The 26,378-nt window shown below is 42.2% G+C and carries 16 protein-coding genes and 1 tRNA gene; 9 read left to right on the top strand and 8 right to left on the bottom strand.

Annotated features, from left to right (window positions below; all coding sequences use genetic code 11):
- Positions 1-18 precede the first annotated feature (18 nt).
- The 5 genes from J4861_RS09390 to J4861_RS09370 all read left to right on the top strand — a co-directional run bounded on the left by J4861_RS09390 (position 19) and on the right by J4861_RS09370 (position 9,117).
- Positions 19-1,476 (top strand): RagB/SusD family nutrient uptake outer membrane protein, encoded by a 1,458-nt coding sequence (locus tag J4861_RS09390; RefSeq protein WP_211817743.1) that lies wholly within the window; start codon positions 19-21, stop codon positions 1,474-1,476.
- A gap of 368 nt (positions 1,477-1,844) precedes the next feature.
- A complete protein-coding gene (locus J4861_RS09385; RefSeq protein ID WP_211817742.1) occupies positions 1,845-2,552 on the top strand; it encodes a DUF4843 domain-containing protein in 708 nt (235 codons plus the stop codon).
- 40 nt (positions 2,553-2,592) lie between these two features.
- Positions 2,593-4,020, top strand: a complete 1,428-nt coding sequence (locus J4861_RS09380; protein WP_211817741.1) for a PKD-like domain-containing protein — start codon at positions 2,593-2,595, stop codon at positions 4,018-4,020.
- Between the two features lie 7 nt (positions 4,021-4,027).
- Positions 4,028-6,577, top strand: a complete 2,550-nt coding sequence (locus J4861_RS09375; RefSeq protein WP_211817740.1) for a zinc-dependent metalloprotease — start codon at positions 4,028-4,030, stop codon at positions 6,575-6,577.
- Positions 6,578-6,597: 20 nt separating this feature from the next.
- Complete coding sequence (locus J4861_RS09370) at positions 6,598-9,117, top strand: zinc-dependent metalloprotease (protein ID WP_211817778.1); 2,520 nt, start codon at positions 6,598-6,600, stop codon at positions 9,115-9,117.
- 273 nt (positions 9,118-9,390) lie between these two features.
- Here the strand turns inward: J4861_RS09370 and J4861_RS09365 are convergent, their stop codons facing one another.
- The 3 genes from J4861_RS09365 to dnaE all read right to left on the bottom strand — a co-directional run bounded on the left by J4861_RS09365 (position 9,391) and on the right by dnaE (position 16,055).
- Entirely contained in the window at positions 9,391-11,700 is a 2,310-nt protein-coding gene (locus J4861_RS09365; protein ID WP_211817739.1) for an outer membrane beta-barrel family protein, read from the bottom strand.
- A gap of 242 nt (positions 11,701-11,942) precedes the next feature.
- Complete coding sequence (gene trxA, locus J4861_RS09360; protein ID WP_004360465.1) at positions 11,943-12,257, bottom strand: thioredoxin; 315 nt, start codon at positions 12,255-12,257, stop codon at positions 11,943-11,945.
- A gap of 78 nt (positions 12,258-12,335) precedes the next feature.
- Entirely contained in the window at positions 12,336-16,055 is a 3,720-nt protein-coding gene (gene dnaE / locus J4861_RS09355; RefSeq protein WP_211817738.1) for a DNA polymerase III subunit alpha, read from the bottom strand.
- A gap of 131 nt (positions 16,056-16,186) precedes the next feature.
- Here dnaE and J4861_RS09350 point away from each other — a divergent pair, with 131 nt between their 5' ends.
- From J4861_RS09350 to J4861_RS09340, 3 genes are read left to right on the top strand one after another with little or no spacing between them, the layout of a single operon-like run.
- Positions 16,187-16,891 (top strand): phosphatidylserine decarboxylase family protein, encoded by a 705-nt coding sequence (locus tag J4861_RS09350; RefSeq protein WP_013264863.1) that lies wholly within the window; start codon positions 16,187-16,189, stop codon positions 16,889-16,891.
- 2 nt (positions 16,892-16,893) lie between these two features.
- A complete protein-coding gene (pssA, locus tag J4861_RS09345) occupies positions 16,894-17,598 on the top strand; it encodes a CDP-diacylglycerol--serine O-phosphatidyltransferase (RefSeq protein ID WP_211812480.1) in 705 nt (234 codons plus the stop codon).
- A 19-nt stretch (positions 17,599-17,617) separates the two neighbouring features.
- Positions 17,618-17,887 carry a DUF4834 family protein gene (locus tag J4861_RS09340; protein WP_120173799.1) on the top strand — a complete coding sequence of 90 codons (270 nt, stop codon included), beginning with the start codon at positions 17,618-17,620 and terminating at the stop codon, positions 17,885-17,887.
- 334 nt (positions 17,888-18,221) lie between these two features.
- On the opposite strand, the gene tsaE is transcribed toward J4861_RS09340, so the two are convergent.
- From tsaE to J4861_RS09315, 5 genes are all read right to left on the bottom strand, one after another.
- Entirely contained in the window at positions 18,222-18,632 is a 411-nt protein-coding gene (gene tsaE / locus J4861_RS09335) for a tRNA (adenosine(37)-N6)-threonylcarbamoyltransferase complex ATPase subunit type 1 TsaE (RefSeq protein WP_211817737.1), read from the bottom strand.
- Between the two features lie 233 nt (positions 18,633-18,865).
- Positions 18,866-20,482: a T9SS response regulator signal transducer PorX gene (porX, locus tag J4861_RS09330; RefSeq protein WP_211817736.1), complete on the bottom strand. Its 1,617-nt coding sequence runs from the start codon at positions 20,480-20,482 to the stop codon at positions 18,866-18,868.
- A gap of 18 nt (positions 20,483-20,500) precedes the next feature.
- Positions 20,501-23,998: a type IX secretion system periplasmic lipoprotein PorW/SprE gene (gene porW / locus J4861_RS09325; protein ID WP_211817735.1), complete on the bottom strand. Its 3,498-nt coding sequence runs from the start codon at positions 23,996-23,998 to the stop codon at positions 20,501-20,503.
- Positions 23,999-24,065: 67 nt separating this feature from the next.
- Positions 24,066-24,464, bottom strand: a complete 399-nt coding sequence (locus tag J4861_RS09320) for a hypothetical protein (protein WP_013264521.1) — start codon at positions 24,462-24,464, stop codon at positions 24,066-24,068.
- Positions 24,465-24,506: 42 nt separating this feature from the next.
- Positions 24,507-25,760 carry a 3-phosphoshikimate 1-carboxyvinyltransferase gene (locus tag J4861_RS09315; protein ID WP_211817734.1) on the bottom strand — a complete coding sequence of 418 codons (1,254 nt, stop codon included), beginning with the start codon at positions 25,758-25,760 and terminating at the stop codon, positions 24,507-24,509.
- Positions 25,761-25,884: 124 nt separating this feature from the next.
- Here J4861_RS09315 and J4861_RS09310 point away from each other — a divergent pair.
- Positions 25,885-25,962: transfer RNA gene (locus J4861_RS09310), tRNA-Pro, on the top strand.
- The last annotated feature ends 416 nt before the right edge of the window (positions 25,963-26,378 follow it).

The following is a 26,378-nucleotide window of genomic DNA, read 5'->3' as shown; positions in this document are numbered from 1 at the left end:
AACTAAATTAGGATAACAATGAAGAAGATAACGAAATATATAGGACTATCCATGGTGTTTGCTTTGCTTACATCATGTAGCGACTTCTTGGATGTGCAGTCAAAAGGACAGCTTACAGATGACGAGATGTTTACTGACCTTACTGGTTATGAGGATGCTATGTTTGGTATCTACGGTAAGTTAGCTTCATCCAACCTCTATGGTAGTAACCTTTCATGGGGTATGGTGGATGAGTTAGGTCAACAGTTCGGTTATGACAACACACAAGATGTTAGTTATTATCTGAATCGCTACCAATATACTAACCAGCAAGCACGCAACGTAGTGGATGCTGTTTGGAGCAATATGTATAACAATATCTCTAATGTCAACAATGTGTTGAGGCACATTAATGATATTAGTGCAGGTGCACAAGAGCGCAAGATGATTCATGGTGAGGCGTTGGGTCTGCGTGGCTTTATGCACTTCGACCTCGCTCGCCTCTACTGTACAGACTATACGCGCAGTGATGCAAACACGCTTGGTCTGCCTTATGCAACAGAGTTCAATTTGAAGAACCGCACACGTTATACCTTGCAGGCAACGTTCAACCTTATTCTTAAGGACTTGAATCAGGCTGACTCATTGTTGACAGACGACAATGATGTTACATACGATAATACTTTCGTACGTGATTATAGCAAGGGACGTGTGATTCTTTTCAATAAGTATGCAGTAAAGGCTACTAAAGCTCGTGTATACTACGCTATGGGTAAGTACACAGAAGCTGCAAAGTATGCTCGTGAAGTCATCAACGCTACACAGAACTTTAAGCTGAATACAAGTACTTCACTTGACTCTGTGATGCGTTTCCCAGCAAGTAAGGAGATGATTTTCGGTGTTTATGCAGCCGATCGTTCAACAGCCATTCGTACAGCATTCCTGCGCTCTACAGGTTACGGCTCTTTCGTTGAGGGTCGTCGTGATACACGTAGTCTCTATGAGACCGACCTCTTTACAGCGCTTAGCTCTGACCTCCGTTTCACCTCTTTCTTTAGAGAGAATACGTCAGGTTCAGCATCCTCTTTCAGCTTTATCCGTCTAATCCAGAATGATGCCGAGGCTACAAGAGGCGTGTTGAAAGGCTTTGTGTTAATTAGTCTGCCAGAGATGTATTATATTTTGAGTGAAAGTCTTTATGATACAAATAAGACAGAGGCAATCAGTCTGCTCAATCAGGTAAGAAAGAGTAGGGGACTGGGTGATGTAGATGCGGCTAAGGTAGCTACGCGTACACTCTTCGAGCAGGAGATGATGCGTGAGCGTATGCGTGAGTTCCCAGGTATGGGACAGACTTTCTATGCGTTGAAGCACTATAACCGTAGTTTCACTGACTTCAGAAATATCGACACGTATCAGCCTTCAGATGCCATCTTCAATCTCCCATGGCCAGATAGAGAGAATGAGTACGGTGATCAGGCTGTACACAACGAATAGTACATATTAAAGAGTTAGCATGGTTTAGCACTGCTAAACGATATGAGCAAGGCAACTTGTAAAAACCGTTTAGCATCGCTAAATCACTGACTTGAGTGTATAAAAGAAGAGATATAAACATAAAAACAAATATTGTAATCCGATAATACTTAAGTAGTATAAGCTCTTTGATGAGCTAACTAATATGCAGCACCATTGGTGTTAGCCCTCCGCACCATGCGTGCTGACCCTTCGCACCACATGTGCGGAAACTTAACATATCGGCAAAACATGGGAAAGCGAAGTCGTCACAGTCCTATATAACAAGGGAGAAAAAGGCTAAGCTACATGGAAATTGCTTATCGGACAACACTAAAAAACAAATGATTATGTATAAATCAATCACAAACTTCTTCGCTATCGGTGTCATCGCATTGTCGTTGGCAGCGTGTTCAAACGATGAGTACAAAGGTGAATACTCAAAAGATGGTACTTTCGAAGGAGCAAACCAGGTTTATTTCGACCTCAATAATGCTTCTGACACATTATATAACTATTCGTTCGGAACACAGCCTACGAGTGTGACAACAGACACGGTTACTGTAAAAGTTAAGCTTGCAGGAGTGAGAAAGTCACAGGCACAACATTATAAGGTAGTTGTTGACCCAAGTAGTTCTGCCAAAGCAGGAGTACACTTTGAGGCAATCAATAGTGATCAAGTAATTCCAGCCGATAGTCTTGCATCAAGTTTTCGTGTAGTTCTTTTGCGTCAGAATCTTAGTGATACTAAGAACGAAAATATTCGTCTTGTTCTGCGTTTGGAAGCATCTGACGACCTTGGTGTCCGTTTCCCTAATGCACTAAAGAGAACGATTACTTTTGATAATGTGCTTGAAAAGCCATACTGGTGGGACAATCCTACACTGCAAGCAATGGGTCTTCCTGCTTATACACCAGCTAAGTATCGTTATCTCCTGTCTTTGTATAACTCAGATTCAAGTGAGATTGAGAAGGCAATACGTTATACAAGAAGTTGGACACAGCTTTATAGAAATATTCAGAAGTTGAAGGCTTACTTTGCAGCCAATCCTGAATAAGTACGTTCATTGATATAACGATTAAAATAATTGACGAATTATGGTAAAGAAATATTTATTTATTTTAGCTGCAACAGCCCTTACCTTCACTTCTTGTATCAAGGATGATTCAACAGAAGGAGGTGATGGTGTGTCTGTAATCAGTCTGCAGACACCTCTGAATAGCAGTTATACACTTAATCAGGGTGATACTTTGAAAATCAACCCAGCGGTGTTGCAAAGCAATGGAAAGCAGAAATTCACCTACGAATGGGAGATTAATCATAAGTTGGTCTCAAGTGATTCTGCACTTGTTTATCCTATTCAGAATTCAGGAAGTTATACTGGACGTCTTCGTTTGAGTAACGGTCAGAATATTCAGATTTATGAGTTCAATGTGAACGTTGAGTATGCTTATACAAAGGGTGTTTATCTCTTGGCAGAAAACAATAGTAAGTCAATCCTTTCATATGTACCTACAGAGGATGTAAACAAGAGTTTCCACCTTGATGTGTTGGCTCCTAACAACCCTAACATCAACTTTGGTACACCTTGCTCAATGGCATGGAACAAGACCATCGGTGGTCAGGCAAACAATGTTCTGATTATTGCAGCAGGTAATCCATCAACACTTTATCAGCTTGATGGTTATGAAATGTTGTCACTTTTCCAGACTCCTGTTGGCGAGAAGGTGATACAGGTAGAGGCTAACTCTGACCCAGGTGCGCCAAAGGTAATGGCTGTTACTAAGAATAACTTGTATTCATTGGGTCTGAACACAACCAACTTGATTTCACAGACTTCACGTTTCACAAGTGCTGTCGGTGGTTCTGTTTCATTCGCAAACCGCATGACTCCATGGTGGAGAGATGACCTCTTCTATGCACATGGTGATGCTTACTTTGACAATGCACACGGCTCTCTGCTGGCAATGGCTATTGAGAATACATCTGTTCCTGCTGAAATCTTGAAGGGAACCTTCACTGGTGATACGTTGGTAGGTATGGGTAGTGTTAACAAGCAGCGTAACCTTGCACTGATAACCAATCAGACAAGTACGGGAACATTCTACTTTACATACATCTTCCCAGGCTACTACTCTTCTTCTGCAGATAAGAGAATTGCAGCTAACGTGCTTTACCGTGTTGCAATGCCTTCTACTTCTGGTATCGCTAATGGCTCTGTAGTACGCTCTGCTCGTAGCAAGAACATTGTTTATTACACTAATGGCAATGCTGTCTATGCACATAACGTACTTGCTAATAGCAACTTCCCAACTGCTGCACTGTTCACTGTAGGTAGTAGTTCTGAGAAGATTGTAGACATGGTGTTCTCAGATGATGATAATCTCATCTATGTTGCAACCAATGATACATCGGCATCTATGCCAGGTAGTCTATACTGTTATGACACGCAGACAAATACTCTACGTTGGTCAAAGCAGCACATTACGGGACGTATTGTGAAGGCATTATTCAGAAATAAATAACATACAAATGATAAGAATGAATTTCTCATTTAAGAACTCTTTACTTGGAGGGGCATTATTGTTCCTCCTTGTATTGCAAAGTACTGTTGCAAAAGCTGATGATGACAAGTCTAAGTCTAAACCAAAGAAGGAGACAAAGTATGACCGTCTCTTCAAAGATAAAAAGACTGAGACGGCACGTAGTAAGTTTATTACTGTTCATAAGCTTGATAACAAGATTTACTTTGAGTTGCCACGTACTTTGTTGAAGAAGCAGATGATGCTTGGTGGAGTAGTAAACTCAACAACTGATGCATCTACAGTTACTGTTGGTTCAACAAGTTCTAATCCTGTTTTGTTCTATTTTGACATACAGGATAGCTCTGTAGTGATGAAGACTCCTAACAATGTTCTTTTCAAGGAGAATGCTAACTCAGCAGATCTTGATAATGCATTGTCGCTGAATTATCGTGATGGTATTTGGCAGGGCTTTAACATTATGGCTTATAACAACGACAGCTCTGCAGTTGTCTTTGACGTAACTTCTTTGTTAGGTAAACCAACTAACCTCATATCGGTTATGCCAACAAAGAATGGTAACTATAGTATCAAGGCTACTCCTAGGCCTGAACTCTCGTTCATTCGTGGTATAAAGAGTTTTGATACAAACGTCATCGTTAATAATGACTTCACTTATGGTGTGTCTACTTCTCTGATGTCTATGCCTATCGGAGGTGAACGTCCTACAACTGTTGGTGTTAGTTATAGCGTAGCACTTGTGCCAGAGTCTGCAATGCGTCCACGTATTATGGACTCACGTATCGGTGTTAACTACTCAGTTCGTTTGGGAATTCCAAAGGAAGGTGAAGGTACAAAGCGTATCTTCTACTCTCATCGTTGGAATCTTGTACCAAAGGATAAGAAGGCTTATGCAAAGGGTAAGCTGAGTCAGCCTGTTAATCCAATCCGTTTCTATTTGGATAATACCTTCCCAGAGGCATGGAAACAGCCAATTCGTGAGGGTGTTCTTGAGTGGAATAAAGCTTTTGAAAAGATAGGCTTTAAGAATGCTATTGAGGTTGTTGACTTCCCTCAGAAGCAAGGAGATTTCGACCCAGATAACATTCAGTATTCTTGTATTCGCTACATACCAAGTGGTTCTTCATCTGCTCCAAAGAGTGATATCTATGTCAATCCTAATACAGGTGAGATTGTGGCAGCCTCTATGTTCATCTATTCTGATGTCGAGAAGTTGTTACATAAGTGGCGTTTGATTGAAACAGGTGCCGTTGACCCATCAGTACGCAGCAACCGTTTGTCTGCTGCTAAGTTTGCAGAAGGCTTGAAGATGTTGGTAACAAAGGAAACGGGTAGTATGTTAGGACTCTTGGATAACCTTGGTGCTTCAGCTACTTATCCTACAGATTCATTGCGTAATGCACGTTTCACGACTACCATGGGACTTGCTCCTTCTGTTATGGATGACGTTCATTACAATTATGTTGCACAGCCAACAGATAACGGAGTACGCCTTACTCCAACAGGACTCGGTATGTACGACTACTTTACAATTGATTGGAACTATCGTTACTTTGATACCGATAATGTTTCTATCAATGATGAGAAGAATACACTTGAGGCGTTTGTTGACAAGAAGGTGACAAACCCACGTCTTCGTTATTATGCTGAGCGCAATGCTAAATGGGACCCACGTCTTGCTGCAGGAGCCCTTGGTAACGATATGATTGCAAGTGCAAACCTTGCAAATAAGAACTATACAATCGTTGAAAACAACCTCTCTAAGTGGATTAAGAACGATGAGGATACTCGTATCAAAGATCAGTTATACCTGCAGATATCACAGAATCGTTACGCTTTGTTCAAGCAGGTGTTGAGTAATGTTGGTGGTATGTATCTCAACAATATGAAGATTTCAGCAGGAGTACCACAGTATCAGGTTGTTTCTAAGGATCTTCAGCGTCGTTCACTCTTGTGGTGTTTGCAGGAGGCGATGAGCTTCAAGAAGTATGCTAACCGTGATTTCGAGCGTAAGGGCTACTTGTCAGTAAGCTATTATGACCAGAGTTTGGAGTTTATGGGTTACGATTTGATGGCAGCACGTATGCGTGTAGCTATCACTTCTTACTTGAATCCAAACAGTTACACACAAAAAGAGTACTTCGATGATATCTATAACACCCTCTTCAAGAGTGTTGCTGAGATGCGCGCACCTTCTCAGGGCGAGCGTGTTTTGCAGCGTGCATTTATGAGTCAGGCACAGAGTGTTGTTTCTAAGGCTACTGGTAACGGTGGTTCAGGCGGTGGCTCTGGTTCAAGTATGGCTTTGAAGGGTGATGATCTCGGTGCAACTCCAGGCTTTGGTGACCCATCTCAGAATCTTGCTCCAACAGTTGATATCACACTCGCAGACAACTCAGAGCTTTACTTCTACAACTGTCTTTTGAAGTTGAGAACAGCTTTGGAGAAATGTTTGAAGGCAAATTTACCACTTGAAGCGTGTACACACTATGAGATGATGCTCTTCAAAATCAATAAGACACTGGAGGTGAAGAAATGAGAAAGACTTCATTTTTATCAATGAAATCGGTTCATGCAACCCTATTAGCAGTGGGATTCTTGAGCCTTTCACTGTCAGCACAAGCTTTCCCTTTCTTTAAAAAGAAGAAAAAGAAGGCTACAACCACTACTTCTGTGGTTAAGAAAGATGCCTATGAGCGTATTCTAACCGAAGAGAAGACAGACTCAGCAAAGGGACCATTCGTTTCGTTTTATAGAACAGGTGAGAAACTCCTTATGGAGTTGCCACCTTCTTCTATCGGTCGTGACATGCTGATTGGTGCTACAATTTCATCTGTATCAAGCCCACAGTTTGCTGAGGTTGGTACTCGTGCTGGTTCAGTTTCACACGTACGCTTTGTTGAGAAGGATAGCTCTATCGTAATGCAGGCTATCAACTCTGAATTACTTGATGCCCTACCAGTAGGTAATGCGAAGCAGGCACAGGCTACGAACTATCGTAACCTTGACTTCTATAGCTTCCCAATCAAGGCAAGAAACAAGAAGACTGGTGGTATTCTTTTTGATGTTTCTTCTTTCTTCTTGAGAGAGAGCAAGTACTTCCCTGTTATCGCAAAGATAGCTGGTCCATATCGTGTGGATGCTGACTTAAAGCCAGAGTGGATTAAAGTAACTTCTTTGAAGTCGTTTGCAAACAATGCTTGTATCTCGATGGAGCGCAACTATGTTACCAACATGACTGGTAACAGTGGTAATGTTGCTATTAGTAATCATCCAGTTTCTATCGGTGTACAGTTTACTTTGGCTCTCTTGCCAGAGGATAAGATGACTCCTCGTCTAAGTGATACTCGTCTTGGCTACTTCCTTACACCGAAGTCTATCGTCAATGACAGTCTTATCGACCATGCAAGCTTTATCAATCGTTGGCGTTTAGAGCCAAAAGATCCTGCAGCTTACTTTGCTGGTCAGCTTAGCGAGCCTGTAAAACCTATTGTGTTCTATATCGATAATGCGTTCCCTGAAAAATGGAAGCCTGCGATAAGACAAGCTGTTCTAAGATGGAATAAGGCTTTCGAGCGTATCGGTTTTAAGAATGTGATGCAGGCAGTGGACTTCCCAACTAATGATCCAAACTTCGATCCTGATAACTTCCAGTATTCTTGCATTCGTTATCTGCCTACTGCTACAGAGAATGCAATGGGTCCATCATGGGTTGATCCACGTACAGGTGAGATTATCACAGCGACCGTATTGGTGTATAATGATGTTGTGAATGTCATCAATAGTTGGCGATTTATTCAGACATCACAGATTGATCCTGCTGCACGAACATTGGATATGCCTGATAGCATTTTGTTGCCAACATTGGAGTATATTGTAACTCACGAGGTAGGACATACACTCGGACTGATGCACAACATGGCTTCATCGGCTGCAATCCCAACTGATTCGCTACGTTCTGCAAGCTTCACACAGAAGTATGGTACGACAGCATCTATCATGGACTATGCTCGTTTCAATTATGTTGCACAGCCAACAGATAAGGGTGTGTCACTGACTCCTCCTTACCTCGGTGTGTATGACAACTATGCAATAGAGTGGGGCTACCGTGTTTTCCCTAACTCAAAGAGTTTCAGAGATGACGTAAAGCCATTGATGGCACTTGTTGAGTCTCATGCTAACGACCCAATGTATCGTTACGTACTTCAGCAGTCACGTTATCGTTATGACCCAACCGCCATTGAGGAGGATCTCGGTGACGATGCTGTGAAGTCAAGTACATATGGTCTTAAGAACCTTGAGTATATCCTCAGTCATTTTGATGAGTGGATTCCAGACGGTACTGATGGTACTCGTAAGGCTAAGCTCTATCGTCAAATGGTTTCTCAGGCTTACGGTTATGCTCGTAATGTCTATGCTGTCATTGGTGGTATCAAGCTGAATCAGACCACAGAGTCTTCTGGTATTCCTCGTTATGAGGTGATGCCTAAGGAGAAACAACGTGCTGCTGCAATGTGGTTGTTGCAAGAAGCACACAAGTTTGGTAAGCGTGGTGTTGAGAGTATCGAGAACCGTTTACCTCAGATTAACTCTCATCCTTACAAGACATTGGCAGGTGGCATTCAGGAAATGGCTCTTTCTGCAACCGCACGTTTAGCATTGAGCTATTATGCTGACTCTACTTCTTATTCTCCATTGGAATATTGCGAAGATACGTATAATAATGTTTGGGCTAAGACAATCGCTGGTGATGAGAATCTTGACGATGATGATATCGCCATGCAGCAACTCTATGTTGAACGTCTGAAGGCTAACATTGTTGAGGTAAGACAGGTTGGTAAGGTGCGCAGCTTGCGTGATGATAAGCAGGATGTGGCTTTCCTTGGTTTTGGTGTTGGTTATGGTGAACCAGAGACGATGTGGACAGAGACCATCGACCGCACAGCTGAATATGTATTCCACTATGCACAGAAACTGCAGAAACTACTTGAGGAGCGCATTAAGACAACGAAGGATACAACTATCAAATCTCAGTATGAGTTGATGTATGCGCGTGTTCAGCGTTATATGAATGATTAATCTTCCGTGTTAACATATATTTTAGAGGGTATATCTTAGACGTTAGTGTCTTGGATATACCCTCTTTCTTTGTACGTAATATTGCTGCGCACATGTTGTGCTAAGGCTTCGCACATATCGTGCTTGTGCTTCGCACCAATGGTGCGGAGTACTAAACAACTTATGATATACTGCCAAAGCAGAGGCAATTCGGGGTAAGTAGGGAGTTATTCAGGCACAAGTCAACTAAGCCTATTGGGTCAGAGGCTAAGTTTACTTGTGCTTTTTTGCCGTCTATAATCTGTTCTTTTCAGCCTGACCGGCACCTGTACCCTTGTATTTGCTTCGTGAAGTGTTGAACTTATAGGTAACAGTTAGAACAAACTGACGGCTGTCGTATGTACCAATATATTGAGTCTCCATAGACTCTGTGTAGCTAATTCCTCCTTCTTTTTGGGTATGGAACAAGTCTGTTCCACCAATACGAAGTGCGAGTCTGTCTTTTAGGAAAGACTTGGTAAGGTTGATGTCAAGCGAACCTCTATTGCTTGCTAATGAGGCAATTTCGCCATCGCCTTTTGTAACGAGGTAGGACTCCATTGATAGCAACCAACCTTTTCCAAAGTCAAAGGTGTTGTTAAAGCTGAATTGCCAGATTGGTTTGTTCAGCTTATAAGTCTTTGTACTTGTATGTAATGTGAGCCATTGCTTCTTCATTAATGCCGTGAACTCAGGTGTCCAGATACCGATTGTTGGCGAAAAAGCTAACTGAGTAGATATTGTCTTGATGCTTGGAAGATTCGTGTAGGTAAGACGTGAGATAGCTGAGTTATGACTGTCTTGTTCGCTCCAGAAGACAATGGCGTGACGACGGTCATTGTATGAGATGCCAAACTGGATGAACTTCCACATAGCTCCTAAGCTTATGTCGTGGATATATTCGTGCTGAAGCAGTGGGTTACCCGACTGCATCAAGAAACGATTGCCGTATGTAACGTTATTGCTTAACTGACGGTAAGAAGGACGACATGTCCTCGCTGCATAGCTTAATTGCATCTGTAGGTCTCCTATTTGAGTAGCTGCAGAGATGCTTGGGAATAAGTTGCTGAACGAACGACTCTGATTAGCAATGTGCTGTCCGTTCTCATAATAGTTGAAGTGTACCGCCTCCCAGCGTAAACCAGCTGTCAACTGGCAGATTGATAGCTGGTGTTTGTATTCCATAAAAGGAGCGATATTCGACTCTTTTAGCTGTGCGGATGAGCTTGGGACATAGTTTTCAGGATTGCTATATGCATCATTGCGGTTTGTATAGGTATATTCTGCACCCACTGACAGATTACCTCCTAAAACAGGATAGCCCAAGGTTAGCTTAGAAGCAAAGAGCCTGTTGCGCTCTTGATTGTCGGAAGTCACGGTGCGACTGGTCTTGTTGCGACTTTCTTCTCGAGAGGTAGTATGGTTATTTTGCTTGTTATAAAGATAATCAGCATTGAAGTCTATGTCCATCTTTCCTATCTTTCCAACATAGTAGAGATTAATGAATTGGGAAGGACGATGGGACTGCTTGCATGTTGCAAAGGTGTTAATATGGTCGTAGAAAGTCCCGTTTGCCGTTACATCACTACTAATAAAAACAGATAGGGGGAAGTCATGAGGGAAGTTAATCATGTATTTGATACCGACAGAATTGCTGTCATTCAGCTGATAGTCTGCTCCTATAATATTCTTGAAAATAGAATTCTTATCGGGGACTTTTTGCGTGAAATCCTGCTGCCAGAGGGTGTCAACGTGAACAATTGTGGTTGTTTTGCTGTGTTCGAGGTTGTTGTCAAGTGAATAGCCATGCGTACCAAAGAGTTCCAGACGCTTATGGCGATATTTCCAGTTCAGCTGTTCTGAGAGGTCTACATTTTCCGACTGGTAGTAGGCGGAGCGTACATCGAAGCCAAAGCCGTCGCCTATTGCCTTCTTCGTGCGTATCTTTACGACTGCTCTTACGGCTGCATTATATTTACTCCCGGGGTTGGTTATTACCTCAACGCTTTTGATATCGTTTGATTTCAGGCGTTCAAGCTCTGTTATATCACGCATCTGGCGACCGTTGATATAGATGATTGGAGTCCCTTTACCAAAGACTTCATAGCCATCTTTCTTCTTTGTCAGTCCCGGGACATGTGCAAGAACATCCTCACAAGTGCCGAGCTTGCTCAGTATGGTGTTTTCTATGTTCGTTTGTATGCCCTCTGTTGTCATCTTATGCAAGGGAGCACTGCCTTTGACAACTACCTCTTTCATCATTTTTGCATCTTCTTTCAGAACGATAGTCAGGTTGTCTTGGTTGGAAAGAACCGTAGTGAAGGGCTCATAACCTACGAAGGAGGCTTTAAGGATATTACCTACTGTAACCTCCTTGAAGTTGAAACTACCATCATCAGCGGTTGTTGTACCAACAATGAAGGTAGAATCCTTGGCTGAAAGGATAATGACATTTGCGTAGGGGATAGGCTTCTTGTTTTCATCAAGCACCTTTCCAGATACGGACTGTGCGCTGGCTCGAAATCCGGTGCAGAACAGAAGGAGGATAAGCAATAGTTTTTCCATAACTAATGAAGTTAAGTGAATTGAAAGGTTCAAACTCAGTTGCGCTTTTAAAAAGCGATAGGTTTCTATCGCAAAGATATAAAATTATATGATTACTAATAAAAAAAAAGGAAAAACTTTCAGTTTAATGTGTCTTTTTTAGTTGTGACGTGGTTTAGATGTGAGAGTTTATGTATAAAAAAGCCATACCAGAATCCTATCAAAGGATTACTGATATGGCTTTATATTTATAAGTGTTTAGCTTAGAGCAGAGCGTCGAACTTCTCTTTGAGAACGTCCTTTGAAGCTGCACCAACAAACTTGTCTACCAACTGACCACCCTTAAAGAAGAGGATGGTTGGGATGTTACGTACACCGAAGTCGATAGCTACGTCATCATTCTCCTCAACATCACACTTGCCTACAACAATCTTACCATCGTACTCTTCAGCAAGTTCTGAGATGATAGGACCAATCATCTTACAAGGTCCACACCATGTTGCCCATAAATCAACTACCAATGGTAACTCACCATTCTTGTAAGTCTCTAAATTCTCGTTAGTAATTACTACTTCCATTTTTATTCTGTTTATAAGTTTATTAATATTGTCTTTTCAATCTATTTACTCATCATCAAAGATTGTGCCACTTTCGACTTAGTTTATATGGAACTCCATCTTCTCATTCGATGAGATAAAGTCTATTAGCGTACGGTCGACGTTAACGCCACCATTCTTACTCCTTAGCATAAGTACAGTATTGTCAGGCGTTCGCAACTGTATGTAAAGTTGTGTGTTACCGATATGTTCCTCGATGACTGTTGCTAATTCCGAAACGAAGGCATCGTCTAATGCTGTTGCATCCATAGAGATGGTAAAGCGTTCCAAACGATTTTCTTTCACGTCATAGAGTTGCTCAATCTTTTGCACTTTTAGCTCTAACATGTCAGGATTATTGCGATAACGAGGCTGACACTTAGCTGTTATATAGACGGTGTAGTTCATCTTCAGGAGGTTGTTCCACCGTGCCCAGTCGTCACCAAACAGAGCTAATTCGCCTGTTCCTTCAAAGTCTTCTATCGTGACAAAGCCAAAAGGCTTTCCTGTCTTTTGTGAGAAACGTTCGTTTACGGATGTGACAATACCGCCAAATGTCACTTCGTCTGCCTTTGCCAATTCTGTCATGTCAGCATTGCGACCAATCTTAGAGCAATGAGTGTTACACATATTGTTCAGTACAACACTATATTCATCGAGTGGGTGAGCAGACAGATAGATACCTACCAGCTCACGCTCCTTATTTAATTTCTCAATGGCAGGCCACTTCTCTGCCTTTGGTGCAATAGGATGTACTACATCAACGGCATCCATACCTCCGAAGAGTGAGTTCTGTTGTTGTGCCTTTTCTGCTTGGAAAAGCTGCCCATAACGGACGATGGTATCTAAAAATAAATCACCCTTTCCAGTGACTGCAAAGTATTGTTCTCGCTGTAAACCGAAGCTGTCGAAGCCGCCACTATAAGCCAAACTTTCAAACGCTTTGCGGTTTACATTACTGAGGTCGACACGCTCTGCAAAGTCGTATATATCTTTATAAGGACCATTCTTCTCACGTTCGCGTACAATGCTTTCAGCCGCACTTGCACCCATTCCCTTGATAGCAGATAGTCCGAAGCGAATCTCACCATGCTTGTTCACACCAAAGCCAATCTGACTCTCGTTGACATCAGGACCAAGGGTTGCAATCTTCAATGCTTTACATTCCTCCATCAACTTTGTGATTTCGGTAATCTGACTGAAGCGACGTGTCATCAACGCAGCCATATATTCGGCTGGATAATGCGCCTTCATGTAAGCCGTCTGGTAAGCTACCCATGAGTAGCAAGTGGCATGTGACTTGTTGAAAGCGTAGCTGGCAAACTTCTCCCAGTCGCTCCATATCTTCTCAAGTATCTGTGGGTCGTGTCCGTTCTCCTGTCCTTGCTTGATGAATTTAGGCTTCATCTTGTCGACGATAGGCTTCATCTTCTTACCCATTGCCTTACGAAGAGCATCACTCTCACCACGTGTAAAGTTGGCTAACTGGCGACTCAAGAGCATAACTTGCTCCTGATAAACCGTGATACCGTATGTGTCTTTGAGGTACTTCTCCATACATGGGATGTCGTACTTCACCAAAGAAGGGTCATGTTTACGCCTGATAAAGTCTGGGATATAATCCATTGGACCCGGACGATAGAGCGCATTCATGGCGATGAGGTCTTCAAACACGGTTGGATGAAGCTCACGAAGATACTTCTGCATACCTGCCGACTCAAACTGGAATGTACCAACGGTCTGTCCACGTTGATAGAGTTGGTAGGTCAGTTCGTCATCAATAGGAATCTTCTCAAGGTCAATCACGTTGCCAGTTGTCTGCTTAACAACCTTGCAAGCCTCCTTTAACTCGGATAGCGTCTTCAGTCCGAGGAAGTCCATTTTGATAAGACCTGTAGACTCAATTACGTGACCATCATACTGGGTTACTGGTACTTTCTTCTCTGGGAAGTCTGGGTCTGTTGCCGTAGAGATAGGTACCCATTCATCAATAGGGTTACGACAGATAATGAATCCACAGGCATGGATACCCGTTCCGCGCACTGTTCCCTCCAACATCTTGGCGTATTTAATCGTATTACGCTCCCTTATGTCTTCACTAACCTCTGCATTCTGCAACTCTGGAGTACACTTGATAGCATTCGTTAAGTTCATCTTCATGCCATTAGGTAAGCGTTCTGGAATCGCCTTACAAAGGGCATTAGAGACATCTACTGGTAGTTTCTCTACACGAGCAACATCCTTGATAGAGTTCTTTGTTGCCATTGTAGAGTAGGTAATAATATGTGCACAGTTCTCGTGTCCGTACTTATCCATTACCCACTGCAGCACACGTCCGCGGCCGTCATCATCAAAGTCGGTATCAATATCAGGGAGGTTGACACGGTCAGGGTTGAGGAATCGCTCAAAAAGTAGGTCATACTTCAATGGATCAATCTGCGTAATTCCTAAGCAATAAGCCACTACCGAACCTGCGGCAGAACCACGTCCCGGACCTACCATTACGTCCAAGTCCTGTCGTGCAGCATTGATAAAGTCTTGTACTATGAGGAAGTAACCAGGGAAACCCATCGTCTTCATGACGTGTAACTCAAAGCGAATATGATTCTTAACCTCGTCAGAAAGAGGGTCGCCATATAGTTTTTTGGCACCATCGTAGGCTAACTTCGCAAGATAATCGGCTTCAAACTTAATGCGATACATCTTCTCATAGCCTCCTAAACGGTCGATAACCTTCTGTCCTTCTTCAGGGGGAAGAGGGTTCTCGCCATTCTCATCGGTGGTAAACTCCTTGTATAAGTCTTCCTCAGTGAACTTCTTTTTCCATTCTTCTTCCGTTCCGAAGTCTTCTGGGATGGGGAAGAAAGGCATGATAGGACTATGATTAATATCATAAGTCTCTACCTTATTAAGGATTTCCAGCGTATTCGTCATAGCTTCTGGGATGTCTGAGAATATCTCATTCATCTCTGCACGCGTTTTAAACCACTCTTGTTTAGAGTAGCGCATACGCTTTGGATCATCTAAATCTTCATTTGTTGAAAGACATAGTAAGTGGTCATGTGCCTCGGCGGTCTCCTTGTCTTCGAAGTGACAGTCATTGGTACATACTATCTTTATACCATATTCTTGTGCAAACTTCATGAGAACTTTATTAGCTTTCTGCTGTAAAGGATAAGCCTCACGGTTTGCCACTAAACTTGGGTCTTTTACTTCATGTCGTTGCAACTCAAGGTAGAAATCATCTCCAAAGACACGGTGATACCATTCGCAAGCTTCTCTTGCCCCCTCGATGTCATCATGTATAATCTTGTTAGGGACTTCACCTGCAATACAAGCTGTACACACAATCAGTCCCTCATGATACTTCTCAAGCTGCTCACGGTCCGTTCGGGGACGATAGTAATAACCATCTACCCACGCATTAGATACAAGTTTAATAAGGTTCTTGTATCCTGTATAGTTCTTTGCCAATACGATAAGGTGGTAGCCTGAATTATCATGCATACTCTTATCCTTATCATGCATTGTGCGACGTGCTACATACATCTCACATCCGAAGATAGGCTTGAAAGGCTCTTCACCCTTCTCTTTCCTACCTTTATTGACCTTAGCACAATAGTCAGCAAACTCTTTTATGCCGAACATTACACCATGATCAGTAATCGCCATACCCTTCATTCCGTCTGCAATAGCCTTATCAACAAGGCGTGTAACCTTAGACTGACCATCAAGAATAGAATAATTGGTGTGGACGTGTAAATGTACGTAATCTTCCATTGAACTTATGCGTTTTTGAGCTGTAAAGTTACTATGAAAAGCCGACATAACAAAAGATTGAGAGTGAAAATTTGTGGAAATGACAAAAAAGAAGTACCTTTGCAACAAAACAAATACGTCGTTTATCGACCATGGGAAAAATAAAAAAGAAACTCAAAAAGATTAGAATCCATCACGAAGGGACAAATACACTGCTCTACGGAGGTATAGGTCTTGTCCTTATAGCTTTGGTTCTCTGGTTTGCAGTTCCAACGAAGATACCATTTTGGATTTTTACAGTCGTGTTCGGTACTGTCTATGGTATAGTACTTAATTTCTATCAGTGTCCTATCCGCTATTTTGGTAGTGAGGATACGGAGGGTATTGTCGTAGCTCCAGCCGACGGCCATATCGTTGTTATAGAAGAGGTAGACGAAAACGAATATTTTCATGAGCGCCGATTGATGATTTCAATCTTTATGAGTCTATGGAACGTTCATGCCAATTGGTTCCCTGTAGATGGAGTAGTAAAGTCTGTACAGCATTTTGATGGTAACTTCCACAAGGCTTGGCTACCTAAGGCAAGTGAGGAGAACGAACATGCAGATACAATTATCACAACTCCTGATGGTACAGACATCCTTTGTCGTCAGATTGCAGGTGCTATGGCACGCCGTATCGTGACATACGCTAAACCTGGTGAAGATTGTTATATTGATGAGCATCTTGGTTTTATTAAGTTAGGTAGTCGTGTTGATATCTTCCTTCCTGTAGGCTCTGAGGTATGTGTTAAGATGGGACAGTCAACAACGGGTGACCAAACAGTGATTGCTAAGTTGAAGCCAAATAACAAGTAAAGATGAAGAAACATATTCCTAATAGTATTACTTGTTGCAACCTTATCTCTGGTTGCATTGCTATTGGTTTTGCTTTTGCAGGCAAGATAGAGGTTGCTTTGCTATTTATTATTATAGGTGCTGTGTTTGATTTCTTTGATGGAATGGTGGCACGCTTACTGAATGTTAGTTCTCCTATTGGTAAAGAGTTAGACTCTTTGGCAGATGTTATTACTTTCGGTGCAGCACCATCAGCTATCATTTTTTCACAGTTATACGTAATGTCTTATCCTGTTTTTCTTGAGCCATTACGCGACTATCTGCCTTATACAGCCTTTATCATGGCAGCTTTCTCGGCATTGCGTCTTGCAAAGTTTAATCTTGATGAACGTCAGTCATTAGGTTTTATAGGATTGCCAACACCTGCGAATGCACTCTTTTGGGGTTCACTTCTTGTAGGTGTAGGGGAGAAGTTAGAGACTCGTCCTTGGGTTTTATACTTCCTCCTTGCAGGTATTCTTATTAGTTCATGGCTACTTGTATCAGAGATCCCAATGTTTGCATTAAAGTTCAAGCACTGGTCATTCAAGGGTAATGAGGTGAAGTATCTCTTCTTGATTACTTGTTGTCCATTGGTAGTCATCTTTGGTATCTCGTCATTTGCTATTATCATTGCATGGTATGTGATACTGTCAGCTATCGTAAAACAATCCCCAACACAACAGTAAGGGGTATAAGTTCAAAGCTATGTCAATAATTGCTTTTATTCTGAAGTTTGCGTTCTTCTTTTTTATAGCGTTTTTTGTGATTATCTTATGGGTGGCTTTTGCATTCTATAAGCAGATGACACGCGCACGTCGTCAGTTTAATCCTAACAACTATCAGTATCAAGAACCAAGCTCTACAGAGAATACTATTATCGATAATCGCCCAATAGAGGAACGCCGTAAGCAGGTAATTCCAGACAGCGAAGGTGAGTATGTTGACTTCACGGAGTCTGATGATACTCAATCATAATAAGATGTAACACAACATTACTTACATAAATAAAATAGGACAAATCAATCTGATTTGTCCTATTTTATTATCTGTACATTTTCAATTGATGCTTAATTGCATTCGAATTAAGTCTTAATTGGCTTCTAAAAGGTGCCCTTTTAAGGTCTTACTAACGCCCTTTTAGAGGCTTATAAAGCACCTTTTCTTTTTCTGTTTTGTAACATTATGAATACAAGACAGTTACAATTGTGCCCGAAAATGCGTTTTTATCCCATTAAATTGCCCAATGAACGGCAATTTATGTAAAGATATTTCGTATTTGCATGAACTATTTTTCGGTGTTCTTTTCTTATTAACAACTCAGCTTACGAGTACCATCTGGTTGTTCTTCAATCGTAACCTTGATTACATTCTCAGGGAGGATTTCCTCGATGAGTTCTGGCCATTCTAACAAGCAGAGGTTACCACTGTAGAAATAGTCCTCATATCCCATGTCATATACCTCTTCCAACTTCTTGATACGATAGAAGTCAAAGTGATAGATTGGGTCACCGTTGCCATCCGTATATTCGTTGATAATAGCGAAAGTAGGGGAGGTGATAACATCTTCTACGCCCAAGACCTCGCAAAGAGCCTTGATAAAAGTAGTCTTTCCTGCACCCATCTTTCCGTAGAAAGCGAATACCTTTCCATCACCCATCCTCTTGACAAATTCCTTTGCAGCCTCATGGATGGAATCGAGGCTTTTGATTGTAATTTCCATATTGTTTTCTTTTTATTCTGTTTATGCGGTAGATGGTTGTCAGCAGTTCGTCCATTTGTATGGAACTATATGTTTTCAAGAATTTTACAGTTTCCTATGTGAGAACGAACCTATACAACCTATGTTTATGTCTTAAGCACGCTTACCCTTAATAAGATATATTCTCTATCCCATTCTTAAGTGTATTTGAGGAAATCTCCCCTCCTTTCGGAGGGGTTGGGGGAGGCTTCCTCTTACCTCTTCCTCGGACTAAGTGTTGCCAATGGGACAATCATCTCTTCCATTGAGATACCTCCGTGCTGGAATGTATCTTTATAGTAAGAGACGTAATAGTTATAATTATTAGGGTAGGCAAAGAACGAGTCGCCTGTTGCAAAGACATAGCTTGTGCTGAGGTTTGGTGCAGGGAGCTGTGCAAGATGAGGATTCTTGATAGCGAATACCTGACGTGCATCGTAGTTGAGGCTCTTTCCTAATTTATAACGCAGATTGGTATTCGTATTGCGGTCACCGATAATCTTGATTGGATTCGTCGTACGGATAGAACCGTGATCGGTTGTAATGATGACCTTATAGTCAGACTGCGCCAACTCTTTGAATACATCTGCCAATACGCTATGTTGGAACCAACTAAGCGTAATAGAGCGATATGCGCTCTCGTTACTTGCTAATTCACGTATCATTCTCATCTCTGTACGAGCGTGAGAAAGCATGTCGACGAAGTTTACTACAAGTACATTGAGGTCGTTCTGCGCAAGGTTCTTATATTGCTGCATGAACTTGTCTGCACCAGTAGAGTTGTTAATCTTATGATAAGAGAACTTATCATGTCGGCGATAGCGGTCTATCTGTGTTTGTATGAGTGGTTCCTCGTTAAGGTTTTTACCTTCTTCCTCGTCTTCATCTACCCATAGTTCTGGGAACATTGTTGCTATCTGCTTTGGCATAAGACCGCTGAAAATAGCATTACGAGCATACTGTGTGGCAGTTGGAAGAATACTCATGTAGAGGTCTTCTTCAATGTCAAACATGTCGCCAATCTCTTTTGAGAGAATGCGCCATTGGTCGAGTCGGAAGTTATCAATGACGATGAGAAACACCTTCTCACCTTTGTCAATGAGTGGGAACACCTTACTTTTGAAGATATCCGTACTAAGCAGCGGACGATTATCATCGTTGTTCGTCTGCTGTTTCTTCTGTCCAGCCAATTTAGAGAAGCTATTGCTGACTTTGTTGTCTTGTGGTGCTACCCAATCAAGATAGTTCTTCGCAATGTATTTAGCAAAACCATTGTTGGCTTCTTCCTTTTGCATCTTCAGCATCTCGGTCATATTGCTATCAGCACTGCTTAGTTCCAGTTCCCAATGTACAAGCTTTCGATAGACGTCCTTCCAGTCATTGAATGTTCGGCAGTCGGCTATCTGCATAGCAATTTGTTGGTAGTTTTGCTGATAACCGCTTTGAGTTACTTCCGTAACAATCTCTTTTTGGTGGATATTCTTCTTCAGTGTAAGGAGAATCTGATTAGGGTTGACAGGCTTAATAAGGTAATCGGCAATCTTTGCACCGATAGCCTGGTTCATAATATCTTCCTCCTCGCTCTTCGTTACCATGACGATAGGTGTGGCAGGTTGAATCTCCTTAATACGTTGTAACGTCTCTAAACCTGATAATCCAGGCATCTGCTCGTCCAAGAGAACGAGATCGAATGTCTGTGTTTGGCATTGGTCAATGGCATCAGTACCATTGCTGACCGTCACCACTTCGTATCCTTTCTTCTCAAGGAAGATGATATGAGCCTTTAACAACTCAATCTCATCATCTACCCAAAGTAACAATCCATTGCTCATAGTTGTTATCTCCTTTCCTTAGAACCCCTCCAAATCGTAGTATTCATCTTCGATATCGTTCTGGATGGGCTGGTTCTTTTTATTATTCTTGTTGTTTGTCTTGTTCTGTTGTGGCACTTCATCACCGAAGTAGATTATCGGACCGTCATCCGAAACCTTCTTCTTTGGTGCAGGTGTAGCCTGTGGCTTCTGCGTAGAAGGCTGTTGCGTCTTTGGCGCTGTAGGCTTAGCAGACTTGTCCGTTGCCACTGGCTTTGTAGTTTTTGCTGGTGCTACTGGAGTCGTAGGCTTAGCTGGTATAACAGGCTTAGTTGTCTTGTTTGGAGTTGTTGGCACTGTTGGCTTAGCCGGTGTTACAGGAGTAGTTGGCTTTGCAGGTTCCTCCTCTGGTATGAAGTAGGTGCTGTTGTCGTCCAGTACAGGCTTTTTCTCCTCCGTTATAGGCTTCTTTTCTTCTATTATAGGCTTCTTCTCAGTTGCAGGTTTCTTATCTTCTACAACTGGCTTCTTGTCCTCTACAGGAATCTCAAAGGTATTGTTATCTTGTTCGATTACCTTCTGTTCCGTCTTCTTAGGCTTTGACTCCTCCATTGGGATAGTCATCGTGTTGTCAACAGGTACGTCCTGTGTGTCAGGATAGAGGTCAGGATCATTTGCATGTTTCTGTTCTATCTCCTGCTGTATATCGCGTTCACGTGGTGTAGCAACCTCAGCTGGCTCACTCAGTAAGTATCTTTGTGTCACGACTAAAGGTGCAAAATGCTTTGCATAGAACGCCTCGTAGTCCTTGTAACTATATATTGTTCCTATCAGTTTAAGGTTCTTTTCGCTGATAATAATTCCCTTTGTACTCTTGCCCATTTGCTGTGCTACAGCCTGTGATGCGAATAATTGACGTGCATATTGATAAGCCTCATCAAAGCTACGGAAGCCTGATACCTGCATCTGATGTAAGCCATTGAGGTCTTCTATCTCAATTTCAAAGTTACGAACGAGGAAGTTTGTGAAGTTGAATCGTGCTAATTCGAATAGTAACTTGTTCTCTTTCAGGGAGTCAGGGTGGTACACTAACAGGAACTTAAAGTCTATATCACGCTCTGAAGAAAGTTTAGCTTGTTGTATGCTATCGCTATCTTTCATTACATTTGCACGATAGCTCCAGATGTCGTCAAGGTCAAACTTACCTCCACGTAGCTTCTTTCCAGCTTGCACACCATTAACAATCATACCCGCCATCTCACTGATACGGCTGCTTGGATAGTTCTTTACAACCTCTTTCATGTCATTGACACAACCCGTAGGATCGCCATTGTTCAGTTTCCCTAAGCCTCCAATGAAGAGGAACTTATCCCTATTGGCACCCATTGGGAAGCGTGAATCAGAGATGCGAGTATTAGCTGCGACCTCACCATATCGACCTTGTTTGAAGGCTTCGTAGGTTGCTGCATAGAGAGAATCTTCTATCTGCACACCGAAGCGAAGGTTCTGTTTGTAGTACGGATCAGTAAGGAGAGCAGTCCACTTACTCTTTGGGAACTTCTGACTTAGGCGTGTAACATAGTTCTCAGCCACCTGGGGTTCATTCTTACGCATGTAGAGTAGGTAGAGATGATAGTACACATCATCCATCTGTTCATAGTCAGGATAGTTGTCACTCACACGCCTTAAGGCCTTTTCAGCTAACCGAAGGTTGTCGAGTCTGTCCTTAAAGATAACACCAGAATGGTGCAAACCATCTTCTAATATCTTATTACTTGCCTCCAACTGTTCCGCAGTGAACGGTATCTGTGACAGATAATACTCACGTTTATGAGGGTCATTCTTAAGCGAGTCAGCTGCTTGTTTGATAGAATCTTGTCGTGCTTCAGCGTGCATGATAGAATCCCTTTGCTGCTCTGTAAGTTCAATAGGCATGTTGGTATTGCCTATTTTGCCCACAACACTTTGATTAATGCGCTGCCAGTTATCAACATTCTCTCGTTTACCCCATAGTTGTTGGAAGGTAGTCTTACCTTGTTGAACCGCTGTTGGGTTATAGAAATACCACGTATTTCCTTGCTGTTGTCTATTATTTAAAGGCTTAGGCGTCCCAAGGTTATTGTTTCCAAAGTTGCCATCCATACCTTGCTGCTGTCCATTATTCATTGCAGTCTGCAACTGTCGTTCTTCTTTTTCTTTCTTCTTAAGGGCTGTGATAACACGATCAATCGCAGCATTACGCTCTTGTTCAGAACATTTTGCAAGATATTGAAGTGAGTCTTGGAGCTGTACGGCATCTGTATAAGGCGCTAATTCGTCCAATATCTTTGAACGTTCAGACAACTGCTCATAGTCTTTACGGTCCTTATCAAGGAGTCCGATAGCTTCTCCATAGCATCGTTTAGCATCTCCAAAGCGTTCCTTTGCCCAGTAGAGATCACCGAGGTGGAGCAGTAATACGCCTTTCTCAATACCACTTCTTGTTGCCTTCTTGTTACCTAACTCGTATGCATTAATGGCTGCAAGCGTATCTCGTGCAGCAAGGTGTATATTGCCCATAGCGTAATATACTTGGTCAAGATACTCCTTGTTATTGTCCGAAGCAGCCATTTGCTTGAGCTTACTAATCATCTTCTTCGTCTGCCCCTTAGCGGTAACTTCAGTCTGTGCAATACGTGCATTGAACTCTAATTCATAGGGAGGGTTGGTACGAATTACACGTTGGAACGCTTTGTAAGCTTCCTCATTTCTGCCGAGTGAAGCCAATACTTGTCCGAGTAGATACAACTCACGAGCCTTCTGCTTCTTACGCATTTCATGCTTGATAACCTTTTGGAGATAAGGAACAGCCTTCTCAAACTCACCTGAATGCAGGTAATAATCAGCATAGGTATAGTCCCATTCTTTCACAGCTCGCCAGTCCAAAGAGTCGCGCTGCATATTCCGAATGACATCCTCAGCATCATAGAGCCAGTCTTGTTCTATGTAACATTTAGCTAACCAAGCCCTTGCTTTCCCATAGATTGCAGGTTGTCCTTTGTAGATGCGGCTCATATAAGCAAAGGTAGCAGCCGCTTCTTCAAAGGCACCTTTATGGAATTGTGAACGCCCCATGAGCATCCATGCCTTCCATAAGAAGGGGTTATATTCACGGCGCGATAGCCATTCTATGTCCTTTTCTGTCTTTCGTCTACTCTTTGTCCATTCTGGTCTTTTCTTGATACTATGCTTTGCAATCGCCTTCTCAGCCTTTTCTATAGCCCTATCGAAGTTACCCTTTCCTAAGTCACGACTATTCTTATTGCCGACAGTATAGAGTGGGATGAGTTCTGTGAAGTTATCCTTATTTCCCTTCTCCTTCTCTAATGAACCATCAATATAAGCTTGTGCACCGTTATAGTAGACGTTATAACGTGTATTGAAGGCATGCCACCAACGCGTTTGCGCGGTGTTATTCTTAGTTGAGCAACTAATAATTGTTAGTACACTGATTGCCAACAGAGAGGGGATAATATGTCTTAATACTCTTTTCTTCACATTTTATTTTATTGTTCTGTTCTAAAGCATGTATCTTCAGACAGCAATAGATACAGATATAACAGGCTTAACCTTCTATCATTGTTATCAATTCATCTTTAATTTGATTGGGTAGGTTGATTTCCCGAAGGATAAGGCTTCTGTTCCAACCTTTCACCTCATGGGGTTGCATCGTATAAAGAACCGTTGCAAACTCCTCAGCTTCCTCGTCGGTATATTGGTCAGACGGCCTACCACGAAAACGATCAAGTTCTTCATCGTCATAGTATTCTACGCCTTTTACAGCTGCTTCCATCATACATACCTGTTCGCATTTATCATCTGTTCCGTCACAAGAAGAACAATCCCCAGATGTCGGCATGACAACATCTGGCTCACCTTCTTTCTTCTTGGTGAGCTTTGTTGCGATAGCAGCTATAATCGCTAAGATTAAAAGAGAACCTATGCCAATGAAAAATATATTCATTCTTTTACTTCGTTTTATTGTTTGAGCGGCTCTGTGAGTAGGTTAATCCACTTCTTGTATAAGGAAGCCCGCTTTGCGTAAATCGTCCCAATAGTGGGGATAAGACTTAGAAACTACCTCTGGATGATTGATGCGTATCTCGCCCAACTTGATAGCTAATGGGGCAAACGACATTGCCATGCGATGGTCTTCGTAGGTTTCTATGATGGGTTCTGCCATTGGTTCACATCGTTCACCATTCCATGAAAGCTCTGTTCCATTCTCATCATAGAGGATATAACCTAACTTCTCCATCTCTCTCTTCATAGCTTCAATGCGGTCAGTCTCTTTAATTTTTAGCGTACCTAAGCCTGTGAAATGGAAGGGTATTCCTAATATCGGACACACAGCGATGAGCGTTTGGGCCAAGTCTGGCTGATTGGTAAAGTCATACTCCATTCTGTTCAGCATTCGTGAGTGGCGTGTCAATATCGCTTCTGGTAAGCTGTTAGAATCTTTATCCTTAAAACTTGTCTTTATTCCTAATAGTGAGAAGATATAGCGCACAGCCGAGTCGCCTTGTCGTGACCCATCTTTCAGTCCTTGCAAAGCTACCTTTGAGCGTGTGTCATCTGTCAGAGCAAGTATCTCATACCAATAGCTTGCTGCGCTCCAATCACTTTCTATTGTGTAGGCACGTTGCTGATAGGCTTGTGACTTTACGCTAATTGTATCAAAGTCTGACCATTCTGCCGATACACCAAACTCATGCATAAGATGCAATGTGAGGTCTATGTAAGGTCGTGAAATAATGTTACCCGTCAGCTTTAGTTCTAATCCTTTTGTCAGAATAGGCGCAATCATCAATAGTGCAGAGATATACTGCGAACTAACGTTGCCTGGTATCTGCAATGAACCTCCTTCAAGTTGTCTGCCACGGATGTGGAGTGGGGGATAACCTTCTTCGCCAACATATTCAATCTCTGCCCCTAAATATCGCAGTGCATCTACAAGAATACCAATCGGACGGTGTTTCATTCGTTCTGTTCCTGTGATTGTATATTCTCCTTCCGTTGCACTTAGATAAGCAGTCATAAAGCGCATTGCTGTTCCTGCAGCTTTAATGTCGATAATATCCGACTGCTTACTTAGTCCACGGATGATAACCTCTGTATCGTCACAATCCGATAGGTTTTCTGGCATCATTCCTCCCTTGGTGAGTGCTTGGATAATCAATGCACGATTACTGATACTTTTTGATGCGGGAAGCGTGATAGAAGTATCAATACGTTCGGGGCAAGTTATGATGTATTGCATGTGTATTTAGTGCAAATTTATTATAGGACAAAAGTACGAAATAAACTTGGTATAAGAGAAAAAGAAGTCCAAAAGTTTGCTAATATGGTGGAAAGTAACTAATTTTGCATTGCTTTAAAAAGAGCGGGATGTAGTTCAGTAGGTTTAGAATGCTGGTCTGGGGGACCAGTGGTCGCCAGTTCGAGCCTGGTCATCCCGACCATAAAACATTATTACAAAGGGACTGTTTATCAGTTCCCTTTTTTGTTAAAAGAGGTGTACTTACTTCTTTCCTATCCTGTTTATCTATTGTGGGTGTCGTTCTCTATTGAGGACTGACCCGGACTAAGTCGAGAGATGAATTTTGATTAACCATAGATTGTGTCTGTGGCTTGGGTAGCCTCTTACCTTATCATGCTTCTCCTGAAATACAGTAGGATAACGATTATAAAAGAGAGGGCACATTTCTTTATACGGTGAGAGCATCACTATAATCATTCCTTACAGTTCTTTTTCATCGCACAAAACTCCAGCACGCATGTTGCGGAGGCTGAACATGCATGGTGCGGGGGCTTAGCACTAATCGTAAGGATGGTTTATGACCCAGTAAAAGTCCTTCTGTACACGAGATGAGCAGGC

The organism is Prevotella melaninogenica (genome assembly GCF_018127925.1).
Lineage (GTDB): Bacteria > Bacteroidota > Bacteroidia > Bacteroidales > Bacteroidaceae > Prevotella > Prevotella melaninogenica_C.
The sequence above is the reverse complement of the archived record's forward strand: the minus strand, read 5'-3'. Positions and strand labels throughout refer to the sequence as shown.

Coding starts and splice junctions, on each gene's coding strand:
- tsaE (WP_211817737.1), bottom strand. CDS start 18,632: ATGGAAATTACAATCAAAAGCCTCGATTCCATCCATGAGGCTGCAAAG.
- J4861_RS09370 (WP_211817778.1), top strand. CDS start 6,598: ATGAAATCGGTTCATGCAACCCTATTAGCAGTGGGATTCTTGAGCCTT.
- dnaE (WP_211817738.1), bottom strand. CDS start 16,055: ATGGAAGATTACGTACATTTACACGTCCACACCAATTATTCTATTCTT.
- J4861_RS09315 (WP_211817734.1), bottom strand. CDS start 25,760: ATGCAATACATCATAACTTGCCCCGAACGTATTGATACTTCTATCACG.
- J4861_RS09390 (WP_211817743.1), top strand. CDS start 19: ATGAAGAAGATAACGAAATATATAGGACTATCCATGGTGTTTGCTTTG.
- J4861_RS09385 (WP_211817742.1), top strand. CDS start 1,845: ATGTATAAATCAATCACAAACTTCTTCGCTATCGGTGTCATCGCATTG.
- J4861_RS09375 (WP_211817740.1), top strand. CDS start 4,028: ATGATAAGAATGAATTTCTCATTTAAGAACTCTTTACTTGGAGGGGCA.
- J4861_RS09350 (WP_013264863.1), top strand. CDS start 16,187: ATGGGAAAAATAAAAAAGAAACTCAAAAAGATTAGAATCCATCACGAA.
- J4861_RS09380 (WP_211817741.1), top strand. CDS start 2,593: ATGGTAAAGAAATATTTATTTATTTTAGCTGCAACAGCCCTTACCTTC.
- pssA (WP_211812480.1), top strand. CDS start 16,894: ATGAAGAAACATATTCCTAATAGTATTACTTGTTGCAACCTTATCTCT.
- J4861_RS09365 (WP_211817739.1), bottom strand. CDS start 11,700: ATGGAAAAACTATTGCTTATCCTCCTTCTGTTCTGCACCGGATTTCGA.
- trxA (WP_004360465.1), bottom strand. CDS start 12,257: ATGGAAGTAGTAATTACTAACGAGAATTTAGAGACTTACAAGAATGGT.
- porX (WP_211817736.1), bottom strand. CDS start 20,482: ATGAGCAATGGATTGTTACTTTGGGTAGATGATGAGATTGAGTTGTTA.
- J4861_RS09340 (WP_120173799.1), top strand. CDS start 17,618: ATGTCAATAATTGCTTTTATTCTGAAGTTTGCGTTCTTCTTTTTTATA.
- J4861_RS09320 (WP_013264521.1), bottom strand. CDS start 24,464: ATGAATATATTTTTCATTGGCATAGGTTCTCTTTTAATCTTAGCGATT.